The following is a 17,456-nucleotide window of genomic DNA, read 5'->3' on the forward strand; positions in this document are numbered from 1 at the left end:
GGAGCGGGTTCTGGCCGAATGAGCCGGGGGCTTGACCGCCGATTATGCAACCTATCGCTGATCTATCGCATATAATTGCCGCTCTATCGTGAATTCGACATCCCTGTGATTGACGCATGGGCAAGCAGGCACCCACCCTGTCTTTGTCAGGGCCCTTTTTTTTCGGCCTTCGACATGTGTTTATTCTTGATCGGAGTTCTATAATGAAAATTCTCAAGACTGGATTGCTTGTTTGTTCCGCTTTGGCCATCGGGTCCGCAGTGCAGGCCGCTGTTATCAATACCGTCGATGCCGGGACCGGCCAGGCGGGCACCTATTTCGTACCGACACTCGGCCAGCAGACATCGTCCCCGTACTATCGCGGTTCCACCGAGGATTGGGGATGGACCCACGGTGCGATTGGCTCGCCGTTCACCACCGCCAGCCTGAACATCAGCGCCTATGACGTCGATGAAACCCCCTGTGGGTTTACGGTCTGTGAAGACGATGTGATCGAGGCTTATGACGCTTTGAGCGGCTCGTGGATCACGCTTGGCTCGCTGGCGGGGGCGAACAACGCGTTTTCCTTCTCCTCCTTCGATCTGGTGAGCGCAGGGGGCGGCGCGTTGCTCGACGATATTGCTGCAGGGCTCAGTGTGCGTATGAACATCGACGTGCTTTCCGGCGGCTGGCTGGTGTCGCTGTCCAAGTCGGTGCTGACGACGGACGGGGCCGGACCGGGCAACCCGAACCCGGGCCAGGTGCCGCTTCCCGCGGCGGGCTGGATGCTGATTGCAGGGCTTGGCGGCCTGGTGGCCGCGCGCCGTCGCAAGAGCTGAGACGCCGTCGAGACAGAAACGCGAAGGGCCGGAGTGATCCGGCCCTTTTGGCTGTCTGCGGTTGTGAGACGGTCAGACCGCGCGGTCGACCATCATCTTCTTGATTTCCGCAATCGCCAGCGCCGGGTTCAACCCCTTCGGGCAGGTGCGGGCGCAGTTCATGATGGTGTGGCAGCGGTAGAGTTTGAACGGATCTTCGAGATCGTCCAGACGTTCGCCCGTGGCCTCGTCGCGGCTGTCGATGATCCAGCGGTAGGCGTGCAGCAACGCGGCCGGGCCGAGGTAGCGATCGCCGTTCCACCAGTAGGACGGGCAGGATGTCGAGCAGGACGCGCACATCACGCATTCATAGAGGCCGTCGAGTTTCTTGCGATCCTCGATGGACTGCTTCCACTCCTTGGCCGGGCGGTTGGTCTTGGTCTCCAGCCAGGGCATGATCGAGGCGTGCTGCGCATAGAAGTGCGTCAGGTCGGGGATCAGGTCCCGGACCACCGGCATGTGCGGCAGCGGGTAAATCTTTACCACATCGCCCGCGATCTCGTCGAGGCCGTAGATGCAGGCCAGCGTGTTGATCCCGTCGATGTTCATCGCACAGGAGCCGCAAATGCCCTCGCGGCAGGAGCGGCGGAAGGTCAGCGTCGGGTCGATCTCGTTCTTGATCTTGATCAGCGCGTCGAGAACCATTGGCCCGCATTTGTCCATGTCGAGAAAGTAGCTGTCGACACGGGGGTTTTCGCCATCATCGGGCGACCAGCGGTAGATCTGGAACTTGCGCACATTCTTGGCGCCGTCCGGCTTGGGCCAGGTCTTGCCCGTGCGGATCTTGGAGTTTTTCGGCAGAGTGAATTGAACCATGGTTCAGTCTCCTTTCAAAAGGCGAAGGATCGGGTTTTTGCTCACGACGGACGGTCGCGTGAGGGTCAGTCGCTCGGGAGAGCCCTGCGCAGAGAGGCGATCAAACAGGACTTCCGCGCCCTTTTTCGTCTTCAGCTCCATCTCCTCCGGATAAAGGTAAACGACGCCGTAGAAATTCAGGACTTCTCCGGTGGACAACACCGGGAGTTCGCGGTCGCTCGGCAGCAGGCTGCTGACTGTCAGCATGAAGCCGTTGAAGCGTGTGCTCTCGGAAAACGCACCGCCATGATCCAGGGAATGTCCCGGAGCGAGAAAGGTCCGGGCAAGATGCGGGTAGCGGGCCAACCATTTCATTGCACCAACAGGCCAGAACACATCATCGGGGTCTCCCTCCGGTGTGGTCGTTTCCAGTGCGGCAATACGGTCTCCCCAGTCCCGCGGAAGGGCCAGCATGAGTTCGGCCCGCGCGAACTCCAACGGCGGAACCCCCTCTGGCAGCGCCATCGGCAAGTCACTCATTCCGCAGGTCACATAGATGTAGTCGTCGCGGGTATCGGTCGGCGGGTAAACGAGGACGTCGAGGTGAATCTTGTCCGAGAGTATCTCATGAAAGACGGTCGGCCCGGTGCCAAAAATCGGTTCGAGAAATGCTTCGATGATCTCGATGTTCTCGGCGTGAGTTTCCGGCGCTTCCCAGGTCGATTGCCGCGGTGTGCCCAGGATAATCGGGTCTCCCGCCTCAGTTCTGTCACCGACTTCCCATTGCTCCTGCATGGCGGGCCTATCGAAGCAGCGCCGGCAGGCCTTGGGCCGCCAGGCAGGTGAGGGCCTCGGGCTTCGAGACGATCTGGGTCACGATCTCGATGCTCGACTGGGTCGGCCCACCGACAGTGTCGATGGCCAGCGCGCGAATCTGCACGGCGGTGGCGTTGTCGATGACGCAGTTGATCGTCGGCTCCACCGGCACGCCGGGGAAACGGTCCGTCACCACGCGGGTGACTGTGGAGCGGGCGGCCTCCCGGGCGATCTGATCCTGCGCCTGCGGGGTGCAGGCGGCGAGGAGGAGCGCCGAGGCCAGAGCGGCCTTATGCCATGTCAATTGAAGCAATAGAGCGTGCCCCGGATCATTTTCGGCGCGCCGGGATAGCAGCCGCCGACGCTCATGCCCCCGGCCCCGCGTGTCACGGCACTCAGGCCGAGATGGCGCGCCGCGCAGGCGTTGACCTCGTAGGCCTCATGCCCGGTGCGGGCACCGCCCTCGATCACGCGGACCATGGGCATGTTGTTGCGCCATGTGGTTTCCATCACGATCTCCTGCCCGCCATGCGGCACCCCGAAGAGGCGATCATTGCAGGCCACGAGAATGTCGCGCTGCCCCTGCTCCGATTCCGCCGAGGTGTCATCCGCAAGCGCGGCCGTGGACAGGAACGCGCCGGTGAAAGCGGCCATGGCGGCGGAGAGAAGAAGGGGCGTGCGCATCAGAAAGTCCTCGCTTTGGGAGCGATCTTCTTCAACTCGATGCCGCCTTCGTCCTCGGTTGTCAGAGGATCGGTGATGACGGGGCGATAGCTGAGGTTGACCGCATTGCCATCGACGCGGGCAATGGTGTGCACGCGCCAGTTTTCATCGTCCCGATCAGTGTAGTCCTCATGCGCGTGGGCGCCACGACTTTCTTTGCGGGCCTCTGCGCCGACGATGGTGGCGAGCGCATTGGGCATGAGGTTGGTCAGCTCCAGCGTCTCCATCAGGTCGGAGTTCCACACGAGGCTGCGGTCGGTGACCTTGAGATCGGAGAGTTTGCCCGCGATTTCGGTCATCGCCTCCACACCCTCGGCCATGGTCTTGCCGGTGCGGAAGACGGCGGCGTCGCGCTGCATGGTCTTCTGCATGTCAAGGCGCAGCTCGGCGGTCGGGGTGCCGCCGGTAGCATTGCGCAGACCGTCGAAGCGGTCGAAGGCCTTGTCGATCTCGGACACCGGCGCCTTGGGCGTTGCGGTCTCCGGGTTCACCACCTTGCCGGCACGAATGGCAGCGGCACGGCCAAAGACCACGAGGTCGATCAGGCTGTTGGAGCCGAGGCGGTTGGCCCCGTGCACGGAGGCGCAGCCCGCCTCACCCACGGCCATGAGGCCCGGCACGATGGCCTGCGGGTCGTCCTTGGATGGGTTGAGCACCTCGCCCCAGTAGTTGGTCGGGATGCCGCCCATGTTGTAGTGCACCGTGGGCAGAACCGGGATCGGCTCCTTGGTGACGTCGACACCGGCGAAGATCTTGGCGGATTCGGAGATACCGGGCAGACGTTCGGCCAGCGCTTCGGCGGGGAGGTGGCTGAGGTTGAGGTGGATGTGATCCCCCTCCTCGCCAACGCCGCGGCCCTCGCGGATTTCCATGGTCATGGAGCGCGAGACGTAATCGCGCGGGGCGAGGTCCTTGTAGGTCGGGGCGTAGCGTTCCATGAAGCGCTCGCCTTCGGAGTTGGTCAGATAGCCGCCCTCACCGCGCGCGCCCTCGGTGATCAGGCAGCCGGAGCCGTAGATGCCGGTGGGGTGGAACTGAACGAACTCCATGTCCTGCAGCGGCAGCCCGGCGCGGGCGACCATGCCGCCGCCGTCCCCGGTGCAGGTGTGCGCGGAGGTGGCGGAGAAATAGGCGCGACCATAGCCACCGGTGGCCAGAACGACCATCTTGGCGTTGAAGACGTGCATGGTGCCGTCATCGAGCTTCCAGCACAGCACGCCCTTGCATTCGCCGTTTTCCATCAGCAGGTCGATGGCGAAGTACTCGATGTAGAACTCGGCGTTGTTCTTCAGCGACTGGCCATAGAGCGTGTGCAGGATGGCGTGGCCGGTGCGGTCGGCGGCGGCGCAGGTGCGCTGCACGGGGGGACCTTCACCGTATTCGGTGGTGTGGCCGCCGAAGGGACGTTGATAGATCTTGCCCTCTTCGGTGCGCGAGAACGGCACGCCGTAATGCTCAAGCTCATAAACGGCGGCGGGCGCGGAGCGCGCGAGGTATTCCATCGCGTCGGTATCGCCGAGCCAGTCGGAGCCCTTCACGGTGTCATACATGTGCCACTGCCAGCTGTCGGGGCCCATGTTGGAGAGCGAGGCGGCGATGCCACCCTGTGCCGCGACGGTATGCGAACGGGTTGGAAAGACCTTGGTCACGCAGGCGGTCTTGAGCCCCTGCTCGGCCATGCCGAGCGTGGCGCGCAGACCAGCGCCGCCGGCACCGACGACCACGACGTCATAGTCATGCGTCTCGTATTCGTATGCAGCCATTGTGTTTTACCTGTGCTTGGGGAGGGTCATACCCGCTTCGGGTTACCCCTCCGTGAATTCCGGTTGGGCGTCAGATGGCCAGACGCGCGATGGCAAAGATGCCCGTGGCGGCCAAGCCATAACTGAGGACGGTCACCGCGATGATGGCGTATTTCTCGGCGGTGCCGTGGACGTAGTCCTCGATCATCACCTGCGCGCCATCGTTGAAGTGCTTGAATCCCACGGCCAGCGTCAGCGCGGCGATGATCGCCGGGAACGGATGGCTGTAGTATTCGATGACCTCTTCGTAGGTGCCACCCAGCGCGGAGCCGAAGGTAAAGACGAAGAAGGGGATCAGGATCAGCAGCGCAACGGAGCTTTTCTTCATCGACCAGTGGTGTTCGGTCCCGCTCTTGGCGGAGCCCATGCCTACGGCGCGTTTGCGGTCGGTCAGGAATGCCATGTGTCGGGTCTCCTTATACGATCAGGGCGGTCAGGATCGTCAGCACGGCAGAGCCGCCGATCATGATCCAGCTGAGTTTCTCGGCGCTGTCGAGATCGAGCATCTTGGCATTGTCCCAGATCAGGTGCCGGACGCCGCCAAGCGTGTGGAACCACAGCGCCCAGAGCGAGAGGAACATCACGATGTCGCCGAACCAGGAGGTGATGAAGCCATTCGCCAGGTTGAAGTAGCTTTCCGAGGTCGCGGCAGCGATCAGCCACCAGACGATCATCATCGACGCCACGATCAGGCCATTGCCGGTGATGCGGATGAAGATGGAGGTCGCGGAGTTCAGCTGCGGACGGTAGATTTGCAGATGCGGCGAAAGCGGGCGATTGCCCCGGTTGACGTCAGCCATGCGAGATATCCCTGAATGAGTTCCCTTGCCACGCGTTGTAACGCTTTTGCAGCCCAAGTCACGAGGGATGAGCGCTAACAAGCGCGGTTTTTTGGCGCAATTCCGATGTTTTCCATTAATTTGTGATCACAGTGGAAAATGTGTGATCACAAATTGAGTCCGCGCATGAAAAAAGGGCAACCTGAGAAAGATGCCCTTGATTCCAAGTCTGATTTTTTTACTCGGGAAAACCCAGCCGTCTCAGCGCGCTGCGGCTTTGTTGCCGGAGTTCACGGTCGCCAGATGCCAGGTCAGCGTTGATACGGCGCATCAGCGGCGACAATTTGCGATGGTCGATCAGCGCCCGGACGACCCGTGGCATATCGGGTTCCGGAATTTTGAGAACCTCGGTGGGCGCGGTTGGCAGTGCGTGATGCGGCATGGATGAAAGCCCCCTTGTCGAGCAAACGAATCTCTTCCCCGCCGAAATTTTACCGGCAGGTTAACGGGAGTGTGACTCTTTTCTGACCGCGATTTGTGTCAGAGCGGCAAAAGCGCCCAGTAGTCGAGGTCGAGCAGCACGGATTTGTCGTATTTTCCGTCCTCGCCGCGCAGGGTGAAGGCCTCTCCACCCTTTGTCGCCACGAGGCGCAGGCGGATGGCCCCGACGCCGGGCGCGGCGGTTTCGGCCTTGTCCAGCACTTCGCTCCAGGCCTTCACCGTGTCCCCGGCAAAGCAGGGGTTGGCATGGGCGCCGCCGTTGAGCCCAACGATCATCTGCGCGTTGGCAAGACCGTTGAACGAGAGCGCGCGCGCCATGGAGATGACGTGCCCGCCGTAGATCAGCCGGCCCTCGGGGCGGAAGGTCAGGTCGAAGTGCACCTTGGCGGTGTTCTGCCACAGGCGGGTGGCGATCATGTGCTCCGCCTCTTCGATCGTCACGCCATCGACGTGGTCGATCTTTTCGCCGATCGCATAGTCGCCCCAGCGGTGCGGCTCGCCCGAGAGGGTGAAGTCGTAGTCGGAGAAATCGAGCCCTGCGGGGATCGTCAGGTCCTCCGGCGCGAGCGCCTTTTTCAGCTCCGGCAGCACGGTGTCAGGCGCGGCTGCATCGAGGTCGTTCTTGCGGACCATGACCCAGCGGACATACTCCATGACCACGTCGTCGCGCTGATTGAGACCGCGCGTGCGGACATAGACCACGCCGGTCTTGCCGTTCGAGTTCTGTTTCAGACCAATGACTTCGGAGGTCGACCGCAGGGTGTCGCCGGGATAGACCGGCAGGCGCCAGCGCCCCTCGGCATAGCCCAGATTGGCCACGGCGTTGAGCGAGACATCCGGGACGGTCTTGCCAAATACGATGTGAAACGCGGCGAGCTCGTCGATCGGCGAGGCCGGAAGGCCGCAGGCCTGGGCGAACTGATCCGAGGAATAAAGCGCGTGGCGGGCGGGATAGAGCGCATGATAGAGCGCCCGCTCACCGCCCGAGACCGTGCGCGGCACCGCGTGGTCGAGGATCTGGCCGATGCTGTAATCTTCGAAGAACCGTCCGGGATTGGTCTTGGCCATCACTGCTCACCCAGCTTGATGTCGGGGGTGTATTCGCCCGGCGCGTCCTTCACCACAGCCTGACCACAGCGCATCACGCCGTTGGCCGCATCAAAGGCATAGGTCGGATCACCATGCAGCGCCCAGCCCTTGTTGAGCGCTGCGGTCACCTTGTGGCAGAAGGCCGAGGTGTCATCGGCGGAGAGAAAGCGGTAGAGTTTCATATGCTTATCCAAACGTTGGGTAGCCAAGCCAGGTGTGGACCATGCCGATCACCCCAAGCAGCACGACAGAGGCGACAAGGAAGATCGCGTCCTTCTTGATGCTGCCCTTGGCGGGAGGCGTCCAGTTCGGCTCGGCACGGTTGATGACGACCATCTCGACGATGGCCCAAAGGCCGAGACCGCCGAAAAGCACGAAGGAGGGCGTATCGCCGTTGACCAGGAGGTGCGCCACGGCCCAGAGCAGGAAGCCGGTGAGCATCGGGTGACGCATTTTATGAAAGAGCGCGCCCTTTCTCGGCCCCGGGGACAGGAAATAGAGCGCGGCGATCATGAGCAGGTTGTTGATCCCCACGGTCGCGGGATGGCGGCCCCAGAAGAAGGTGCCATCGGCCATGCGATAGCCGAAAATCATCAGCAGGATCGACGCGGCAATCGCGACGGCGACCAGGCCCCTGCCCTTGTCGCCCATGCCCGCGCGCGCGCCGGGCGCGGCCCGTTTGAACAGATGTGCCGCGCACCAGAGCGCGACGCCGAGAATCAAAAGCAGCATGGCTGTCTCCTTTGCTGTGCTGCGCGGACCGTGGCGTTATTCGACGAGGGCCGCAATGGCTTCGGCCTTGGCCAGGGTCTTGCGCGCGGTCTCGACATGCAGGTTTTCCACGATCTTGCCGTCAACCACGGCCACGCCGCCGCCCTGCGCGACGATGTCTTCGAACGCCTCGATCTGGCGTTTGGCGAGGTCGATTTCCGCATCGGAGGGGGCGAAGGCCGTGTTGGCCACGTCGATCTGGGCCGGGTGGATCAGGGTCTTGCCGTCCATGCCGAGATCACGGCCCTGCTCGCATTCGGCGCGCAGCCCGTCCTCGTCCTTGAAGGCGTTATAAACGCCATCGACGATCACCACGCCATGCGCCTTGGCCGCGAGCAGGCACAGGCCGATGCCGGGCAGCATGGGCAGACGGTCGGCGCGGAAGCGGGAATTGAGCTCCTTGGCCAGATCATTGGTGCCCATGACAAAGCCCTTGAGGCGGGGGTGGGCCGCGATCTCGGCAGCGGCGAGCATGCCTTTGGGCGTTTCCATCATCGCCCAGAGCGGCGTGTCCCCACACAGGGCGGCGAGGGCATCGAGCTGTGCGGCACTTTCGACCTTGGGCAACAAAATCGCGTCGCAGTCCATGGCCGCCGCTGCTTTCGCATCCTCAGCCCCCCATTCGGTGTCGAGCGCGTTGATTCGGACGATTCGCGTGCGATTGCCGTAAGACTGGCCAAGCGCCGCCCTGAGCGTGTCCCGCGCGGCGGTTTTTTCTCCCGGCGCGACAGCATCTTCGAGGTCGAAGATGATCGCGTCGACCGGCAAGCTGCGCGCCTTTTCCAGCGCCCGCTCCTTGGAGGCGGGAATGTACAGAACGGAACGATACGGGCGGGCTGCCATGTCCATGGGAGAGTCCTCTGAGCAATATTGTTGCGCGAGAAAGGGCATTTTTTACCGGAAAGTTCAAGGCGAAATGTGCCGCAGCGCAGAATTGCAGGAATTTTTGCCGCGAGACCGGGCGAAATGAGTCAGATTCTAAGGACCGTGCGCCGCATTAACCTTTTCTTGGAAGCTGAGGCGGACATTTGGACCAAGCCGAATAACGGCAAGACGCGGGTGCACAAGGGATCGCCCGACAACCACGAGAGGGTCCAAACGCCCCGGCAAGCGGCAAAGCCGCACCATCGCCGGGCAGTAGCCAAAAAGGTCAGAGCGATGACGGATAAATTTGTGAAACTGACGATGCTTTCCGCGGGACTCCTTCTGGGTGCCGCCACCATGGTCAAGGCGGAGGGCACGCAGAATTGCGCACCGCGCGACAAGGTGGTTTCCCGCCTTGCGGACAAATACGGCGAGACCCGCCAATCCATGGGCCTAGGTGCCAACAACCACATGATGGAAGTCTACGCCTCTCTGGAAACCGGTTCGTGGACCATCACGGTCACCACCGCCCAGGGCGTGACCTGCCTTGTGGCCAGCGGCCAGGCCTTCGAAGAGCTTGCCGAGGCGCTGCCGCCCAAGGGTGACGACGCTTGACCCCAAGGGGGGAGACGGTTTTTGAGTGAAAACCGTATGGGGGCGACGCCCCCGTCGCAACGGGCGCTCCCCCACAGGCATAGCGACAAAGACGGCGGACCATACGCGCGGATCAGGTCAGCGCGTCCCAGATCAATTTCAGGCCGGTGATCGTCAGTGCCACATAGGTGATGGCGAAAAAGACACTCTCAGGCACCTTGTGGTGCGCCTTGATGCCCAGCCATGTGCCGAGGATGGCAAAAGGCGCGAGGGCGAGATCCATCAGGAGCGTCTCCTTGGTGAAAATGCCCATACCGGCGTAAAACCCCGATTTGAAGAGGTTTACCGCCCAGAAAACGAGCACGGTGGTGGCCTGATACGTGGTTTTCTGAAGCCCCTGCCCCAGCAGGTAAACCGCCGCCGCCGGACCGCCCGCGTGGCTGACAAAACTGGTAAACCCGAGAACGACACCGGCGGTGAGGCCGGTCTTCTGGCCGAACTTCGTGGCCCCGAGACGAATGAGACCCGATTTCTGCGCCCCCTGCCACGCCACGAAGAGCACGGCAACAAGGCCGATGATCAGGCGGATCGCATCCGGATCGGCCCAGGCGTAGAAGAGCGCACCGAGGAGGGTGCCGGGGATGCCGCCGATCAGCAGCACCTTGGCCGCGGACCAGTCCCATTTGCGCCAATACGCCGGCAGGCTGCTCACGTCGATCAGCATCAGGAGCGGCAGCATCAGCCCGAGCGCCACGCCCGGATCGAGCACCAGCGCCAGAATCGACGCACTGGCAAAGGCCACGCCGGAGCCAAACCCGCCCTTTGAAATCCCAGCGAAAATGACCGCCGGTATGGTAAAGGCGAAGACGGAGAGGCTGAAAAGCTCCAAAGACAATCCCCCGTAAGCTGTCGAATAATCAGCCATTATCCCGAATGGATCGTGAGTGGTAGCCCTATCAGGCCATCTGCCGCAGCGCAGCGCTCTTGCGCGGCGCGGCCTAAAGGCTTAGGCAAACGTCAAATTTCACGAAGGACTGGAGAGATATCCATGGCCAGACCCAAGATCGCCCTCATCGGCGCAGGACAGATCGGCGGCACGCTCGCGCACCTCGCCGCAATGAAAGAACTCGGCGATATTGTCTTGTTCGACATTTCAGAGGGCACGCCGGAAGGCAAAGCGCTCGACATCGCCGAGTCGGGTCCGAGCGAAGGCTTCGATGCCAAGCTGAAGGGGACGCAGGATTATGCCGACATCGCCGGTGCGGACGTCTGCATCGTGACCGCGGGCGTTCCGCGCAAGCCGGGCATGAGCCGCGACGACCTTCTGGGCATCAACCTCAAGGTCATGAAGTCCGTGGGCGAAGGCATTGCCGCGAACGCACCGGACGCTTTCGTGATCTGCATCACCAACCCGCTCGATGCGATGGTCTGGGCGCTGCAGAAGTTTTCGGGCCTGCCCGCGAACAAGGTCTGCGGCATGGCCGGCGTTCTGGACAGCGCCCGCTTCCGCCACTTCCTGTCGCTCGAATTCGACGTGTCGATGAAGGACGTGACGGCCTTCGTGCTGGGCGGTCATGGCGACACCATGGTGCCCTGCGTGCGCTATTCCACCGTTGGCGGCATCCCGCTGCCGGATCTCGTGGACATGGGCTGGACCACGCAGGACAAGCTGGACGCGATCGTACAGCGGACCCGTGATGGCGGCGCCGAGATCGTTGGCCTGCTGAAGACCGGCTCGGCCTTCTATGCGCCCGCGACCTCCGCGATCGAGATGGCCGAGGCCTACCTCAAGGATCAGAAGCGTGTTCTGCCCTGCGCCGCCTACTGCGATGGCGAGATCGGCGTGAAGGACATGTATGTCGGTGTGCCGACCGTGATCGGCGCCGGTGGCGTCGAGAGGATCGTGAACATCAAGCTCAACAAGGAAGAGCAGGAAATGTTCGACAAGTCGGTCGACGCGGTGAAGGGCCTTGTCGAGGCGTGCAAAGGCATCGACAGCGCGCTGGCGTAAGCTGCAACTGCCCCGATAGACAAGAGACAGCGAAAACCCGGGAGCCATGGCGGCGCCCGGGTTTTTTCATGCGGTCTTGCGATGCATCGACGCATGGGCGGCGTCGATGGCCGCCGGAGAGAGATCGACCGCCACACCGGGAAACTGGCTGGCCAGGGCATCGCTGACGCGGAGCCGCGCCGGCAGCAGTTTGTGATAGCGCAGCAAGAGCAGGATCTGCCAGAGAGTGAGCGTGCGGGTGGCGTCATAGAGCGCACCGACCTCCGGGGCCTCCGGTCCGCTTTGAAGAAAGATTTCGATTTGGCGGGTGCGGGCGGGATTGTGGCCGTGTAGCACCGTGCCCCGCAGCCTTTGCACGCGCGAAGCGAGCTTGGCCTGCCAGTGGGTGCGGGTGAACCCGTCGACGTGCAGCAGGCCGATCCGGGGAAACCAGTGCCTTGCCGGGTTGGTCCGGTCCCGCCATTCCGCGACCGGCGCCGGTTCATGCAGGTCAGGCACAAGACCCGCTCCGGTGCGAAAGAAAGTCTTGCCGATGGCATGACCGGACAGGCCGCGCAGAAGGAAATCCGCCCCGGCACCATAGACCCGGCGCTGCGCCGCGTCATAGCCATGCGGAAACGGCTTGCGGAAAACCCCGTCGAAGATTGTCTTGGGCGGCCGCCCTCTCAGCTGCACCAGCTCGGCATTGAGCACGGTGACGGCGGTGACGGTTTGAGGCCGGGATCGCAAGAAGGCGAGGATTTGCGGAACACGGATGAAAAACTCATCGCCGTCCACATGCGCCAGCCAGTCACAGCGCGTCCGGGCATAGGCATGGCCGGCATTGAGGATCTGCCTGTAGCGCGAGTCCGGAGGCCGGTCGCGGCCATGTTCGCGGCGCCAGTACGCGGCGTCGCACAGGGTGATCACCACGCGCGGATTGTCCGCGACCCATTCCTGCAGCTGTGGGCACGGCTGATCGAGATAGAGGTGAATTTCCGACGCACCGGCCTGCAAATGATGCGCGGCAAAGGCCAGCAGGACCTGCGGTGGTTCGAGCACGGTGGAGACGGTGCCCCAGGTGGGGTGGCTGTCAGGCATCGAAAGTCTCCGCGAGCGATGCCAGATCCGGATTGCCGCGCAACAACGCTGCATCGAAGGCCTGCGGCGAGAGATCCGGCACTGCAGGAAGCTGCCCGGCGAGGATTGGCCGGGGATCGAAGGGCCGTTCAAAGAGCAGACCGAAGGCGCGGAGCCGTTGCAGGCTCGGCCCGCTCATCACCCGCAGTTCGTCATGCAGCTGGGCCAGACCGCCGGGATCGGCCGCCATCGCCTGCATCAGAGCGATCTGTTCCTTGCGGTGATCGGCGATGCTCATGACATGCGGATCGGTATCGCGGTAGCGTATCAGTTTGGACATCCAGTGCAGCGGCGTCAGCCCGTCGAAATGCAGCAGCCGGGTTGAGGTGCTGCGATAGCGCTCGGCCCTGTGGCGGGTGTCGCCCTTGAAGGCCCAGTGGATGCCGAGACGATGCCCGGCCCCGCGCTGAACGCCGCATTTTCCGGCGGAATGCCCAAGCACCCCGTGTAACAGAACAGCGTCGTGATCGCCGAAGATCTTCGGATCATGCGATGTGCCATCGGCGCGGCGGTTGAGCCCCTTCGTGGACGTGCGAAACAGCCCGTCGAAGATCGTCTCGCGCGGGGTGTCGGCGCAATAGAGGCGTTCGGCCACCGGCAGGTGCAATTCGACGTTGAGCTCGGAGACAACGGTGAGCTCCTCGCCCAGCGGGCGCGCCTGCAGCAGGAATTCATCCGCGTCGATGTGAAAAAGCCAGTCTGCGCCGGCCTGTGACAGCGCGTGGTTGGCGTTGAGCGCCTGACGGCGGTTGATCGAGTCCGGCCGTTTTCGACGGGGCGCGACGTTGCGCCAGTGCCTGTCATTGCAGCAGCTCACGTGCACATCCGGCATATCCTTGAGCAGCGACGCCACCGGATCGTCCGGATCATCAAGATAGACGTGCACCTCCGCCGCGCCTGTGCCCCTGTGCCAGGCAACGTTGGCGAGAACGAGCTGTGGCGGCTCGCGCACGGTCATGACTATGGCCCAGCTTTGCACGCCCCACCCCTTGCGTTCGTTAACCGCCCGAAGCGTAACCGCAGCGCGAATCCCTGCCAAGCGCTAACAGGAATTCAACTTGTGATCACAGCTTGCAAACGTGTGATCACAAATGTCGAAAAAGCGCGGTATTTTCCGCCGTGTGGCAATTTTTTGTTTAACCCGGCACTGTAAGCGGGCCTATACCGTCACCAAATCGTAGCAAAACGGGGACAGACGACCCATGAACATCCACGAATATCAAGCCAAGGCGCTTTTGCGCTCGTACGGCGCACCGGTCTCGGACGGCCGTGTGGTGCTGAAGGCCGAGGACGCCAAGCGCGCCGCCGGTGAACTCGATGGCCCGCTCTGGGTGGTCAAGGCTCAGATCCACGCCGGTGGCCGTGGCAAGGGCTCCTTCAAGGAAGCCGAAGCCGGCGAGAAGGGCGGCGTTCGCCTTGCCAAGTCGGTCGAAGAGGCCGCCGAAGAAGCCAAGAAGATGCTCGGCAAGACGCTGGTGACGCATCAGACCGGCCCGGCGGGCAAGCAGGTCAACCGCATCTACATCGAAGACGGCTCCGACATCGCGCGCGAACTCTACCTCGCGCTGCTGGTGGATCGCCAGACGTCGCGCGTGTCCTTCGTCTGCTCCACCGAGGGCGGCATGGACATCGAAGAGGTCGCGGCCTCCACGCCGGAGAAAATCCTGTCCTTCAGCGTTGACCCGGCCACCGGCTACCAGCCGTTCCATGGCCGCCGCGTTGCCTTCTCGCTCGGCCTCGAAGGGGCCGCGGTCAAGCAGTGCGTCAAGCTGATGGGCATTCTCTACAAGGCCTTCATGGAGAAGGACATGGAGATGCTGGAGATCAACCCGCTGATCGTCATGCCCTCGGGCGACCTCAAGGTGCTCGACGCCAAGGTCGGTTTTGACGGCAACGCCATGTATCGGCAGCCCGACGTGGCCGAGCTGCGCGACGAGACCGAAGAAGATGCGAAGGAACTGCAGGCGTCCAAGTACGACCTGAACTACATCGCGCTCGACGGTGAAATCGGCTGCATGGTGAACGGCGCGGGCCTTGCCATGGCGACGATGGACATCATCAAGCTCTACGGCGCGGAGCCTGCCAACTTCCTCGACGTGGGCGGCGGCGCGACCAAGGAGAAGGTGACCGAGGCGTTCAAGATCATCACCTCCGACCCGCAGGTCAAAGGCATCCTCGTGAACATCTTCGGCGGCATCATGCGCTGTGACGTCATCGCCGAGGGCGTGATCGCGGCAGTCAAGGAAGTCGGCCTGCAGGTTCCGCTCGTTGTGCGTCTCGAAGGGACCAACGTCGAGAAGGGCAAGGAGATCATCCGCACCTCTGGCCTCGATGTAATCGCCGCCGACGACCTGAAGGACGGTGCCCAGAAGATCGTGAAGGCGGTCAAGGGGTGAGCTTTCATATGCCGAAAATTGTCGGTTCACATTTGGCTTTGCCTCTGCTCTTCATTGCGACCTGCGGTGAAGCAGAGCCATTGGTGTCCCAATGCGTGAAGCAATTTGTCGAAACCTGCAGCGCGGCAACCTCCGACCCGGAGAGTTTTGTCGAAGCGTTTTCCGCTCGAACGAATGCCACGGTCTACACGACCACGGACAACCTTACCCGGATCGCATCGGTGACTTCGGCCACGGATCTCGAAAGTGGCGCAGGGATTTGGGAACGGATCAACCTCGCTACAGTTGGAAGCTCGACAAATGTCACGTGTTCGTTCGATTGCTCTCTTGAAGAGGAAGGCGATCAAGACGCGCTCCGTGAGCTGACATTCGAGGCAATGAAGGAAATGCGGCCTGATTCTGTTATCGTCGGTGGAGAGCTGAACGGCGACAGTCGAAAAGACCTCGGTCTCATATGGTGGGGGTCTCGCGAGTTTGTTGCAACGGGATGGGCGCAGGACAGTGAACAGGCTGCTCTTATCCGCCTGCACTGCTGCGGCATCGCCATCCACAGCATGGCCCAATCGCCTTCAAGTCAATAATCGCTGTTTTAGAAAACCTTGCGTTGGCGCGTCGCGACAGAAGCGCAAATCATAGAAGGAGCCTAACACATGGCCGTCCTCGTAGACGAAAACACCAAAGTGATCTGTCAGGGCCTCACCGGCTCGCAGGGCACGTTTCACACCGAACAGGCGATCGCCTACGGCACCAAGATGGTCGGCGGCGTAACCCCCGGCAAAGGTGGCATGACGCATCTTGACCTGCCGGTCTTCAACTCGGTTCATGAAGCCAAGCACGTCACCGAGGCGAACGCCTCCGTGATCTATGTGCCGCCGCCCTTCGCCGCCGACAGCATCCTCGAAGCGATCGACGCAGAGATGGAGCTGATTGTCTGCATCACCGAAGGCATTCCGGTGCTTGACATGATGCGCGTGGCGCGGGCTCTGGATGGCTCCAAGAGCCGTCTGATCGGGCCGAACTGCCCCGGTGTCATCACCCCGGACGCCTGCAAGATCGGCATCATGCCCGGCCACATCCACAAGCGCGGCAGCGTCGGTGTTGTGTCCCGCTCCGGCACTCTGACCTATGAGGCGGTCAAGCAGACCACCGATATGGGCCTTGGCCAGTCTTCGGCTGTCGGCATCGGTGGCGATCCGATCAAGGGCACCGAGCATATCGACGTGCTGGAGATGTTCCTTGCGGATGACGAAACCACCTCGATCATCATGATCGGTGAGATCGGTGGCTCCGCCGAGGAAGAAGCGGCGCAGTTCCTGGCCGATGAGAAGAAAAAGGGCCGCTGGAAGCCGACCGCCGGTTTCATCGCCGGGCGCACCGCGCCTCCGGGACGCCGCATGGGCCACGCCGGCGCGATTGTCGCCGGTGGCAAGGGCGGCGCCGAGGACAAGATCGAAGCGATGAAGGCCGCTGGCATCGTCGTCGCAGACAGCCCCGCCACCCTTGGCGAGGCCGTCTTGGAAGCGATCAACAAAGGCTGACCATGCTGTACAGTCGGGGCCACGCCTTTATCTATTCGCAGCTGAACCGGACGGGGAGTTCTTCGACCGCTCTCTATCTGCGTCAGTTCTGTGGCCCCGACTTCACTCCCACGACCCCCTGGACGCCGGAGATCATATCGAACGACGGCGTCGTTGGCCGTGTTGGCGCGCGCGAAGCCTTTAGTGTGGAGCCGCGTTTTCAGGTCCACATGGCGCTCGACGCCATCCATGCAGGGGTCGGGGCCGACATCTGGGACCGCTGTGCCATCGTGTCCAACATGCGCAACCCCTATACGCGGACGATGTCGATCCGGAACGTGTGGGAACGCCAAAGCCGGATCGAAGCCAGCGAGGATGCGAATGTCGTGCGCAGCCAGGTCGACGCCATGGACCTCGAAGGCATGGGAGAGAGAACACGGGAATTGACACATCTGGACGGGCAATACGCGCTGACCCATGTGCTGTTCACCGAAACCCTCGAAAGCGATATCACTGCGCTGGCTGCGGATCGCGGTTTTACTGCGCCGCCCCCGTCCCGGCCCCGCCTGCAGGCGAATGACAATGCCCTCAAATCCCGACACCCGAGCGAGTTCATCTCCTCGGATACCCGCCGCCGGATCGAGGCAGCCTATGGCTGGATCTTCGATCGCTATGGCTATTCCCGACATCCCGACGATGCACTGCTGCCTCCGGCCTGCCGCTTGCCGGGCTGGAGCGGGCCGACCGACTGCCTTCCCTCGGTAACCCGGGAAGCACTGACATGAGCCCGCGATGCCTGATGGTCTCGCGGGACCGACCCCT

22 protein-coding genes are annotated in these 17,456 nt (G+C 62.5%); 7 read left to right on the forward strand and 15 right to left on the reverse strand.

All coding sequences use genetic code 11. The features are described 5' to 3' along the window. The first annotated feature begins 203 nt into the window (after positions 1 to 203). Positions 204 to 818, forward strand: a complete 615-nt coding sequence (locus ACN2XU_RS12085; protein ID WP_419410700.1) for a VPLPA-CTERM sorting domain-containing protein — start codon at positions 204 to 206, stop codon at positions 816 to 818. A 72-nt stretch (positions 819 to 890) separates the two neighbouring features. Here ACN2XU_RS12085 and ACN2XU_RS12090 read toward each other — a convergent pair whose 3' ends face one another. The 12 genes from ACN2XU_RS12090 to ACN2XU_RS12145 all read right to left on the reverse strand — a co-directional run bounded on the left by ACN2XU_RS12090 (position 891) and on the right by ACN2XU_RS12145 (position 8,982). After that, on the reverse strand, positions 891 to 1,673 hold the full coding sequence (locus ACN2XU_RS12090; RefSeq protein ID WP_419410701.1) for a succinate dehydrogenase iron-sulfur subunit: 783 nt from the start codon (positions 1,671 to 1,673) through the stop codon (positions 891 to 893). A gap of 3 nt (positions 1,674 to 1,676) precedes the next feature. Continuing rightward, positions 1,677 to 2,447, reverse strand: a complete 771-nt coding sequence (locus ACN2XU_RS12095) for a suppressor of fused domain protein (protein ID WP_419410702.1) — start codon at positions 2,445 to 2,447, stop codon at positions 1,677 to 1,679. Between the two features lie 7 nt (positions 2,448 to 2,454). Beyond that, positions 2,455 to 2,781, reverse strand: coding sequence for a hypothetical protein (locus ACN2XU_RS12100; RefSeq protein WP_419410703.1), 327 nt, complete (start codon positions 2,779 to 2,781; stop codon positions 2,455 to 2,457). Next, a complete protein-coding gene (locus ACN2XU_RS12105; protein ID WP_419410704.1) occupies positions 2,769 to 3,152 on the reverse strand; it encodes a hypothetical protein in 384 nt (127 codons plus the stop codon). Before ACN2XU_RS12105 ends, ACN2XU_RS12100 begins: the two co-directional genes overlap by 13 nt. Further along, entirely contained in the window at positions 3,152 to 4,954 is a 1,803-nt protein-coding gene (sdhA, locus tag ACN2XU_RS12110) for a succinate dehydrogenase flavoprotein subunit (protein ID WP_419410705.1), read from the reverse strand. Before sdhA ends, ACN2XU_RS12105 begins: the two co-directional genes overlap by 1 nt. 70 nt (positions 4,955 to 5,024) lie before the next feature. After that, positions 5,025 to 5,396 (reverse strand): succinate dehydrogenase, hydrophobic membrane anchor protein, encoded by a 372-nt coding sequence (sdhD, locus tag ACN2XU_RS12115; protein WP_419410706.1) that lies wholly within the window; start codon positions 5,394 to 5,396, stop codon positions 5,025 to 5,027. A gap of 13 nt (positions 5,397 to 5,409) precedes the next feature. Continuing rightward, positions 5,410 to 5,793, reverse strand: a complete 384-nt coding sequence (sdhC, locus tag ACN2XU_RS12120; protein ID WP_419410707.1) for a succinate dehydrogenase, cytochrome b556 subunit — start codon at positions 5,791 to 5,793, stop codon at positions 5,410 to 5,412. 217 nt (positions 5,794 to 6,010) lie between these two features. Beyond that, a complete protein-coding gene (locus tag ACN2XU_RS12125) occupies positions 6,011 to 6,154 on the reverse strand; it encodes a hypothetical protein (protein WP_419410708.1) in 144 nt (47 codons plus the stop codon). Between the two features lie 158 nt (positions 6,155 to 6,312). Next, positions 6,313 to 7,341, reverse strand: a complete 1,029-nt coding sequence (locus ACN2XU_RS12130) for a MaoC family dehydratase (RefSeq protein ID WP_419410709.1) — start codon at positions 7,339 to 7,341, stop codon at positions 6,313 to 6,315. Continuing rightward, positions 7,341 to 7,544, reverse strand: a complete 204-nt coding sequence (locus ACN2XU_RS12135) for a DUF1737 domain-containing protein (protein ID WP_419410710.1) — start codon at positions 7,542 to 7,544, stop codon at positions 7,341 to 7,343. The genes ACN2XU_RS12130 and ACN2XU_RS12135 overlap by 1 nt, the downstream gene beginning before the upstream one ends. Positions 7,545 to 7,548: 4 nt before the next feature. Further along, entirely contained in the window at positions 7,549 to 8,094 is a 546-nt protein-coding gene (locus ACN2XU_RS12140; protein WP_419410711.1) for an NnrU family protein, read from the reverse strand. A gap of 36 nt (positions 8,095 to 8,130) precedes the next feature. Beyond that, entirely contained in the window at positions 8,131 to 8,982 is an 852-nt protein-coding gene (locus tag ACN2XU_RS12145) for an HpcH/HpaI aldolase/citrate lyase family protein (RefSeq protein ID WP_419410712.1), read from the reverse strand. Positions 8,983 to 9,318: 336 nt separating this feature from the next. On the opposite strand from ACN2XU_RS12145, the gene ACN2XU_RS12150 reads away from it, so the two are divergent. Then, positions 9,319 to 9,612, forward strand: coding sequence for a hypothetical protein (locus ACN2XU_RS12150; protein WP_419410771.1), 294 nt, complete (start codon positions 9,319 to 9,321; stop codon positions 9,610 to 9,612). Between the two features lie 112 nt (positions 9,613 to 9,724). Here ACN2XU_RS12150 and ACN2XU_RS12155 read toward each other — a convergent pair whose 3' ends face one another. After that, entirely contained in the window at positions 9,725 to 10,516 is a 792-nt protein-coding gene (locus ACN2XU_RS12155; protein WP_419410713.1) for a sulfite exporter TauE/SafE family protein, read from the reverse strand. Positions 10,517 to 10,639: 123 nt separating this feature from the next. Between ACN2XU_RS12155 and mdh the strand changes: the two genes are divergently transcribed. Further along, a complete protein-coding gene (mdh, locus tag ACN2XU_RS12160) occupies positions 10,640 to 11,602 on the forward strand; it encodes a malate dehydrogenase (RefSeq protein WP_419410714.1) in 963 nt (320 codons plus the stop codon). Positions 11,603 to 11,668: 66 nt separating this feature from the next. Here the strand turns inward: mdh and ACN2XU_RS12165 are convergent, their stop codons facing one another. Together ACN2XU_RS12165 and ACN2XU_RS12170 are read right to left on the reverse strand one after the other, a co-directional pair. Beyond that, entirely contained in the window at positions 11,669 to 12,682 is a 1,014-nt protein-coding gene (locus ACN2XU_RS12165; protein ID WP_419410715.1) for a glycosyltransferase family 2 protein, read from the reverse strand. Further along, positions 12,675 to 13,700: a glycosyltransferase family 2 protein gene (locus ACN2XU_RS12170; protein WP_419410716.1), complete on the reverse strand. Its 1,026-nt coding sequence runs from the start codon at positions 13,698 to 13,700 to the stop codon at positions 12,675 to 12,677. Before ACN2XU_RS12170 ends, ACN2XU_RS12165 begins: the two co-directional genes overlap by 8 nt. 223 nt (positions 13,701 to 13,923) lie before the next feature. Here ACN2XU_RS12170 and sucC point away from each other — a divergent pair, with 223 nt between their 5' ends. The 4 genes from sucC (at position 13,924) to ACN2XU_RS12190 (ending at position 17,419) form a co-directional block, all read left to right on the forward strand. Next, on the forward strand, positions 13,924 to 15,117 hold the full coding sequence (sucC, locus tag ACN2XU_RS12175) for an ADP-forming succinate--CoA ligase subunit beta (protein ID WP_419410717.1): 1,194 nt from the start codon (positions 13,924 to 13,926) through the stop codon (positions 15,115 to 15,117). Further along, complete coding sequence (locus ACN2XU_RS12180) at positions 15,114 to 15,698, forward strand: hypothetical protein (RefSeq protein WP_419410718.1); 585 nt, start codon at positions 15,114 to 15,116, stop codon at positions 15,696 to 15,698. Before sucC ends, ACN2XU_RS12180 begins: the two co-directional genes overlap by 4 nt. A gap of 69 nt (positions 15,699 to 15,767) precedes the next feature. Next, positions 15,768 to 16,655 (forward strand): succinate--CoA ligase subunit alpha, encoded by an 888-nt coding sequence (gene sucD / locus ACN2XU_RS12185; RefSeq protein WP_419410719.1) that lies wholly within the window; start codon positions 15,768 to 15,770, stop codon positions 16,653 to 16,655. A 2-nt stretch (positions 16,656 to 16,657) separates the two neighbouring features. Beyond that, positions 16,658 to 17,419, forward strand: a complete 762-nt coding sequence (locus tag ACN2XU_RS12190) for a hypothetical protein (protein WP_419410720.1) — start codon at positions 16,658 to 16,660, stop codon at positions 17,417 to 17,419. The last annotated feature ends 37 nt before the right edge of the window (positions 17,420 to 17,456 follow it).

Origin of the sequence: Pacificoceanicola niger (assembly GCF_048553275.1) — a bacterium.
GTDB lineage: Bacteria > Pseudomonadota > Alphaproteobacteria > Rhodobacterales > Rhodobacteraceae > Pacificoceanicola.